This is a genomic window from Candidatus Frankia alpina (assembly GCF_902806485.1).
Classification (GTDB): domain Bacteria; phylum Actinomycetota; class Actinomycetes; order Frankiales; family Frankiaceae; genus Frankia; species Frankia alpina.
In genome coordinates this window covers 1-7706 of record NZ_CADCWT010000220.1, presented here as the reverse complement: position 1 = coordinate 7706, position 7706 = coordinate 1, and the positions used below count along the sequence as shown (strand labels likewise).

At 74.3% G+C, this 7706-nt stretch carries 4 protein-coding genes; all 4 read left to right on the top strand.

Going from position 1 to position 7706, the window contains the following annotated elements:
- Window positions 1–654: 654 nt before the first annotated feature.
- The 4 genes from G6R25_RS27835 to G6R25_RS18965 all read left to right on the top strand — a co-directional run bounded on the left by G6R25_RS27835 (window position 655) and on the right by G6R25_RS18965 (window position 7393).
- Window positions 655–825, top strand: a complete 171-nt coding sequence (locus G6R25_RS27835) for a hypothetical protein (protein ID WP_235949056.1) — start codon at window positions 655–657, stop codon at window positions 823–825.
- 81 nt (window positions 826–906) lie between these two features.
- A complete protein-coding gene (locus tag G6R25_RS18975) occupies window positions 907–3915 on the top strand; it encodes an ATP-binding protein (RefSeq protein WP_235949055.1) in 3009 nt (1002 codons plus the stop codon).
- Window positions 3916–4100: 185 nt separating this feature from the next.
- Window positions 4101–6410 carry a hypothetical protein gene (locus tag G6R25_RS18970; RefSeq protein ID WP_205447243.1) on the top strand — a complete coding sequence of 770 codons (2310 nt, stop codon included), beginning with the start codon at window positions 4101–4103 and terminating at the stop codon, window positions 6408–6410.
- Window positions 6411–6469: 59 nt separating this feature from the next.
- The gene (locus tag G6R25_RS18965) at window positions 6470–7393 is read left to right on the top strand and encodes a type IV toxin-antitoxin system AbiEi family antitoxin domain-containing protein (RefSeq protein ID WP_235949053.1); all 924 of its coding nucleotides are present in this window, start codon (window positions 6470–6472) and stop codon (window positions 7391–7393) included.
- The last annotated feature ends 313 nt before the right edge of the window (window positions 7394–7706 follow it).

The window sequence follows — 7706 nt, the reverse complement described above, 5'->3', positions numbered from 1 at the left end:
AGACCGCACCCACGCCACCGGGGTGCGACCACGGCGCACCGGTCGCGGCGATACGGATCGCCTCCTGCGCTTCGACAGCGTACCCCAGTGGACTGCCCACGCCATCCAGCCACAACACGCGAACGCTGGGTGACATTCAGGAATGCCTCCCCGGATGGATCCACATCATTCGCCACACACTCCCCTCCGCCTCTTCACCCGGCACGACCCGAACCTGCCCGAAACGCGCACATCGGGCCAAAACACCACAACAACGAACACGATCCGAATTTATTTCCACGCAGAGAGTGATAGATTGCCGCCGCGGATCGGTTGCTCGGCGACCCGCCGGCAGGCCGGCGGCATCGGGACCACGAAAGGTCCGGCGAGGATGAACGCACGGTCGGCTGCCGACCCCGGCCCCTCCAGCGCCCCCCCGCGGCCACGACGAGGGTTGGATCACGCCCGACCGGGTTACGCCTGTCGCCGGCACGCGCGGCGCCGGCACACGGGATGCGGCACACGGGATGCGCAGAGTCGATTGCGGTACGTTCTGTTCAATGTGCGGCGACAAAGCGTGCAAACCGCACCGCAATGCGCTCACCGCACCGCAATCGGCCGCCACCGCCCCGGCCCGCCACCGCTCGGGCCCCCACTGAATCAGGCCCGACGACCGTGCTCGACGGCTTCCAGTTCCACCGCATCCTGACCACCCCACGGCGTCCCGAGGGAACCGACCGTCCCGACCCCGTCCCGCCCGCGTTGTTCGCCGCGTTGGTGGGGGCGCACGCCGAGCTGACCTCGTTCGACGCCGGGCCGGCCACACCGGGCATCGCCGTCGCCTAGCTGCGCGGGCCGGGCGAGTCCCACATCCGTTTCCTCGCCGGCGGTCGGCCCTACTTCCCGCCGAGTGCCGTCCCGGCCGCCGTGACCGAGGCCGTGGCGGCGGCACCAGACCCGGCCTTCCCAGCGAGTGCGGCCTTCCCAGCGGCCCCCGTGCTCCCCGAGCTGGACGCCGGCGGATGGCTGGATCGTGCGGGCGCGGCGCTGCCGACGCTCCCGCCGTTCCCCGGGCCGCCCCGGCCAGGTCTTCCCCAGCCCGCAGCGACGCCGCGGACGGCGGCGGTGGCACCGCTGCTCTACCCGCCCGGGTCGACGGCCGCGATGCTGCCACCCGGCGCCGTCCTCGACGATCTCGCCAGTTTCCCGTTCTGGCTGCGCTGCGGCGGAGCCCCGGACGCCCTGTGGGCACCCGGACCGGGCGGGGAGGGCGGCGCCCAACCTCCGGCCGGCGCGCGGCGCGGCTCGTTCGACGACTACGCCGCCCACCTCGTCGGCCCGTTCGCCTGGCTGGTGCTGGCCTGGCCGGTGCCGCCGCACCGCCTCGCCGAGGAACGCGACGCCCTCGCCCGGTCCATCCCCGCGCTACGCCTGCGCGAGCACGACCAGGACGCCCGGCTCGACCTGGAACGCGCCGAGCGCCGCCACCGGGAACTTGGTCGCGCCGCGGCCAGCGGGATGTGGGACGTCGAGATCCTCGTCGGCGGGGCCAGCAGGGCCGGCGCGTTCTCCCTGGCAGCGTTGCTGTGCAGCTCCAGCGACCTCGACGAGCTCCCCTACACGCTGCGCCCGTTGGGCCCCGCGACGTCGTTCGGCGGCGCCTGGACGCCGCGCCCAGCAGGTCCCGCCGACGGGGCTGAGCGAAGCCCGTTCCGGGCCGGCGCCGAGCTGCTCGCGGCGCTGGCCCGCCCGCCCGGCCGGGAACTTCCGGGCATCGCACTCATCACCCCGCACACGTTCGACGTGACGCCGGAGGGCCCGGACGGCAGCGGGCCCGCGGACCCGCGCGGCGCGCCCGGGGCGGTACGGCTCGGCGACGTCCTCGACGCCGGCTGGTCGCCGGCCGGCACGCTCGCCGTCCCGCGGTCCACGCTCAACCGGCATGCGTTCGTCTGCGGCGCCACCGGCTCCGGGAAGTCGCAGACCGTGCGGTCGCTGCTGGAGTCGCTGGCCCGCGCCCCGGCGCCGGTGCCGTGGCTGGTGCTGGAGCCCGCGAAGGCGGAGTACGCGCGGATGGCGGGCCGGCTGGCAGATCTCGCCGGGCGGCCCGGCGAGGTGCTCGTCATCCGACCGGGCCGGCTCGACGCGGCGCCGGCGTCGCTGAACCCGTTGGAGCCGGAGGCCGGCTTCCCGTTGCAGAGCCATCTCGACCTTGTCCGCGCGCTGTTCCTTGCCGCCTTCGAGGCGCACGAACCGTTCCCCCAGGTCCTCGCCCGCGCTCTCACCGTGTGCTACCGGGACCTGGGTTGGAACCTGGTGCTCGACCGGCCCGAGCCACCGCATCGGCCGCGGTTCCGCGTCAGCGGGCCGGACGCGGAACCGCCGGTCGAGGCGCGCCGGCGCTACCCAACCCTCGGTGACCTGCAACGAACCGCCGCCAGGGTGGTGGAGAACATCGGCTATGGGGCGGAGGTCACCGCCGACGTCCGCGGGTTCGTCGACGTGCGCATCGGCAGTCTGCGGGAAGGCAGCCCCAGCCGGTTCTTCGAGGGCGGCCATCCCATCGACATCGGCGCGCTGCTGACCCGCAACGTCGTCATCGAGCTCGAGGACATCACCAGCGACCAGGACAAGGCGTTCCTGCTCGGGGCGGTTCTCATCCGCATCGTCGAGCACCTGCGGGTTTGCTTCGGGGCCGCGAGCGCCGGCGGGTTGCGGCACGTCCTCGTCGTCGAGGAGGCGCACCGGCTGCTCAAGAACGTCACCGACGGACCGGCGGCGGCCGCGGTCGAGCTGTTCGCCTCCCTGCTCGCCGAGATCCGCGCCTACGGCGAGGGCCTCATCGTCGTCGAGCAGATCCCGGCGAAGATCCTGCCCGACGTCATCAAGAACACCGCGCTGAAGGTGATGCATCGGCTGCCGGCCGCCGACGACCGGGAGGCCGTCGGCGCCACGATGAACCTGCGCCCGGAGCAGTCCGAGGCCGTCGTGGCGCTGCCGGCCGGGGTGGCCGCCGTCAGCCTGGACGGCATGGACCGCCCGGTGCTGGCCCGGATGGTCGCCGGCGACGCCCGGGAGTCGCCGCACCTCGCCCGCTACGACCGGGTCCCGCTGGCCGGCCGGCGCAGTCTGCACTGCGGCGCCGCATGCGCCGTCGGGCGGGCCTGCACGCTGGAGGAGACGGCCGCCCTCGCCGCCGGAGATGCCCGGCTGGTGCTCTGGGGCGAGGCGGTCGCGGCCCATCAGGTGATGGGCTTCGCCCACGTGCTGGGCGTGGCGCCGTTCACCCCTTCGCCGGGGCTGCGGGCGATGCTGGCCGCGCAGCCGCCGCGGCGGCTCGACTGCCTGCTCGCGCACGCCACCGACCGGGCCACCGACACCCGCGCCCGACTGCTGCGCGTGTTCGTCGATCCGGACGAGTTCGCCGCCACGCTGCGCCGGCTGCTCGTCGGCGACCCCGACGGCCTCGGCGACCCCCACGGCCCAGACGAGGTGGATGCGCGCCGGGACTCCCGGCGGTTCACCGCGGGTGTTTACCGCTGGCAGGACGTCCGGCTGGCCCTCGCCGAGGCCGTCCGCCGGCAGGGCCCGGCCGCGAGCCCCCACCCGCACACGTCGTCCTGGCACGACCGCGGCCTGGCCGTCGCCGGCAGCACCATCGGCGAGCAGCTCGCCTGGCTGCGCACCAGCCCGGTCTATGCGGGCGGTGAGGACCAGGTCAGCGTCGGCGACGTGACGGCGAGCGGGCTGGTCGACGCGGTGCGGGAGCTCGCCGGCGGGACGAGTACCGGGGCCGTCGCGATCGCGCTGGAGCACGCCTGCACCGGACCCGGTCTGGCGGACCTGGTCGACCAGATCGCCAACCTCGTCGAGACGGCCGCGGGCGGGCCGCCGGCCGGGCCCGAGGCGCCGGAGTCGGCCGCGGCCGGCCGGTGAGATCGGGCCAGGGCAGAACGCGACAGAGCGGACACATGGCACCATACTGGAGACGGAGGGATTTGGCCTCGCTACGGGGCGTGCTCGCCAGCAACGGCAGCGCGGTGGGCCGGGCGGTGTGCGGACTGGCGGGCCGGGGCCGGCGGTGACGCGACTGGCGGGGGGCCACGGTGGGGGGCGCAGCGTTGACGGCGGCGGAGGCCCAGCTGATTCAGGGACTTTTCGTCCCCCGGGAACGCTGGGGATGGGAGTTCGTCGACGGCGGACCGCCGGCGCCGAGCCCGCTCGCCGACCAGCCTCCTGCCTGGACGGAACCCGCGCTGCCCGACCTGACCGAGCTGGCCTCCCGGCGCGACCGGGCGATCCGGTCGCTGTGGACGCGGCTACTGATACCCGTGGCCTTCGTCGTCTTCGGGGTGCTGCTCGCCGGCGAGGGCGGGCTGTTCTTCGTGCCGGCCGGGTTCGCCCTCGCCCTGCTCGCCGGCCTGCCCCCGCTGGCGCGCCACCTCCGCCTGGTCCGTGCCCGGCGCCGGGCACGGACGGCGACGGCGACGGCCCGCGCCGGGCACGAGCAGGCGGTGGTCTCCTGGCGGGCCGAGATCGACGCGCACAACCATGCCGACGAGCGGCGCAGGGAAGATGCCAGCGCCTTCTTCCCCATCGTGACGCCGGCCGCGACGCCGCGGGTCGACGTCTTCGGCGGCGACGGCAACGGCTGGGCCAGTCTGTTGGCCACCGCCGGCTGCTCGGTGCTCACCAGCGGCACCGGCATCCTGCTCGTCGACCTCAGCGAGCGGACCGTCGGCGGCGGGTTGGCGCGGCTGGCCGGGCAGGCCTGCTGGCCGGTCGAATCCTGGGATCTGCCCCGCCAGCTCGACGAGGTCGCGCTGCTCGACGGGCTCGGCCCACGGGAGACCGGCGAACTCGTGGCGGACGCTTTCGGCCCGACCCGCGAGGGTGAGCAGGACCATCACCGCCGGGCGCTGCACGCCGACCTGGTGAGCGCGGTCGCTGCGGTCCTCCGCGAGCGGCTGACCTTCCGCCGGCTCGCCGAGGGCCTGCGCGTGCTGGAAGGTCTCGACGACGGCACGGCGGCCGCGGCGTTGTCGACAGCCGAGGCCGGTGCGCTTGTCAGCCGGATGAACGCCTTCGGCCGCGGCGAGCGGATCCCCGACGAGCTGCGCTACCTGCGCTCGTCGTTGGAGGCCCTCTGCCTGCCGGGCGCCACGGCCACGGCCCGGGACCGGTCGGCGGTCGCCGGTGCGGGCGGTGCAGGCGGTGCGGGCGGCCTGCGGCGGCTGGCCACGTGGTGGCCGGTCCAGGGGCTGCGGGTGATGGCAACCTCCAGCCGCACGTCATCCACGCATCACAAGGAGCTCTCCGACCGGCTCGTCATCCAGGCGGTACTCCACCAGCTCCGCCGCCGCGAGCTCGCCCCCGCCACCGGACGCGACATGCTGATCGTCGCCGGAGCGGACCATCTCGGCCGACCGGTGCTGGGGGGCCTGGCCCGGCACGCCGAGATCGCCGGGGTGCGCCTCGTGCTGCTCTTCGAACGGCTCGCCGACGACACCGAACGGGTCCTGGGCAGCCAGGGCGGCTCGACGATCATCATGCGGCTCGGCAACGGCAAGGACGCGACGACGGCGGCGGAATTCATCGGCCGCGGCCACAAGTTCGTCCTGTCCCAGGTGACCACGCAGGTCGGGCGGAGCTTCACGACGGGCGACAGCGACAGCGTCGGCTCTTCCGACGACACCTCCGACACCACCGGCACCAGCGGCGGTTCCGGCCGAACCTACGACAGCACCCGCCTGCTGCCCTGGTTGCAGAACACCTCGACGAACACCGGCTGGCAGGAATCCGTGACGACGTCACGCTCGCAGACCTGGCAGCGCACGACGAACACCTCGGTCAGCGACTCGACGAACGACGGCAGCACCACGCAGCGGGTGTATGAGTTCCTCATCGAACCGACCACCGTGCAGACCCTGCCGACCACCGCCTTCCTGCTGGTCAGCCCGGTCGACGGACCGGGCCGGGTGACACCGGGTGACTGCAACCCCGGCACCGTGCTGCTGCCCCGGGTCTCGCCGTTCGACCGCCGGTCGGCGCAGCTCCCGCTCCCGGGGCCGGCGGTCCGGCCGGCCGGGGCCTGGCCGCGTCCGATCGAGACCGCCGCGCCCGGCAGCATCTACTCGACCCCGACCCCGACGGCCGCCGCGGAGAAACTGGCCTACAGGCTGACCCCGCCGCCCCCGCGGCCCGGCCGGGGATGGGTTCACCGGGGACGGGGTGCCGGCCGGAGAGCAGCCCGCGAGGGGTCCGTACCTCGAGGAAGATCCATATTCCCAGGAAGAGAGCCCCGGGCGGCCCGCGGAGTACCCACCGGCCGACGGGCGCAGGCCCGCCGAGGGGAGGCCGCCACGCAGGGGGCGCCGCCGCGTCGGCGGGCAGCCACCGAACCCGGCGTGACCGACGAACACCGCACGTAGTTATCCACAACTAAAAAAAGATGCTGGCGCAATGGAAGAACAACCGCCATCGTCTTCTCATGGCCCATAACCCTGGCCGACTCTCCTGGCAGGAGATCGCCACCACGCAGGCAGCCGTGATCACGATCCGCGACGCGGTCGCCGCCGGCATCCCCCGCACCGAGATCCGCCGGCGCCTCAACGACGGCCGCTGGCGCCAGCCCTTCCGCGGCGTCCTGATCACCGGCCTCGTCCCCACCGCCGGCCCGCAGCACCTGTGGGCCGTCGTGCAGGCCATCGGCCCGGATGCGGTGCTTGCGGGCGGGTGCGCGGCGGCACTCGCCGGGCTGGTCGGCTACGACACCCAGCCGGTCACCGTGCTCGTCCCGGCCGACCGCCGCGTCAGCGCCCCGCCGGGGGTGCTCCTGCGGCACAGCGCACGCCTGCAGATCACCAAGATCGACCCGCTTCGACTGCCCCGACGGACCACACCGACCCGGTCCATGATCGACATGGCGGAGTGGGCGGTGTCCCGGGCGCTGGCGCAGGACCTCCTCGCCGATGCGGTGCACCAACGCATCGCCACCGTCCGCGGCCTGCGCGAGGCGTTGTCCCGCCGCGGCCCGATCAGCCGGCGCACACTGATCACCGAGACGCTGGATCGGCTCGGTGCGGACGCACCGCACCTGACCGAGATCATGTTCCGCCGGATCGAGCGGCGCCAGGAGCTACCACCCGCCAGCTATCGGGTCGAAGGGCCGCCCGACGAGCCGACCTCCCGGCTGACCGTGCGTTACGAGCCGTGGCGGGTACGGGTCGAGGTCGAGTCGACCGCGAGCCAGCCGGTAGCCCAGGGCGGTCCCGGTCAGGACACCCTGGTCCGACTGCCGGCGCGCCTGCTGCGGACCGCACCGGACGACGCCGCCGCGATCGTCGCCGGAGCCCTGCGCGAACGGGGCTGGGTGCCACCGACGGCTCGCCCCCACCAGGCCCTGGCCTCCTGACGCGGCGACCTCGACCCGCAGGCCAGGGGTTGGCGACGGCCTTGGCCATGCCGTACTTTGAGCGAACGTTGCGGGAGCTTCCACCCGAGGAGGCTGAGAGGACGGCTGGGCACAAGCCCGGCGCCGCCGACCGCCTGAACCTGTCCGGGTAATTCCGGCGTAGGGAGTGATGGCCGTGGCGGGTTCGGCTCTGACCGTTTCCATCCGCCGCCTGCGGGCGCCGCTGCGCCCCCCAGCGCTGGGCCGTCCGGCCGTACCGCCCCGACCGCCGGCACCGCCACCGAGCGCGACGGGTCCGAGCGCCCGCCCGTGC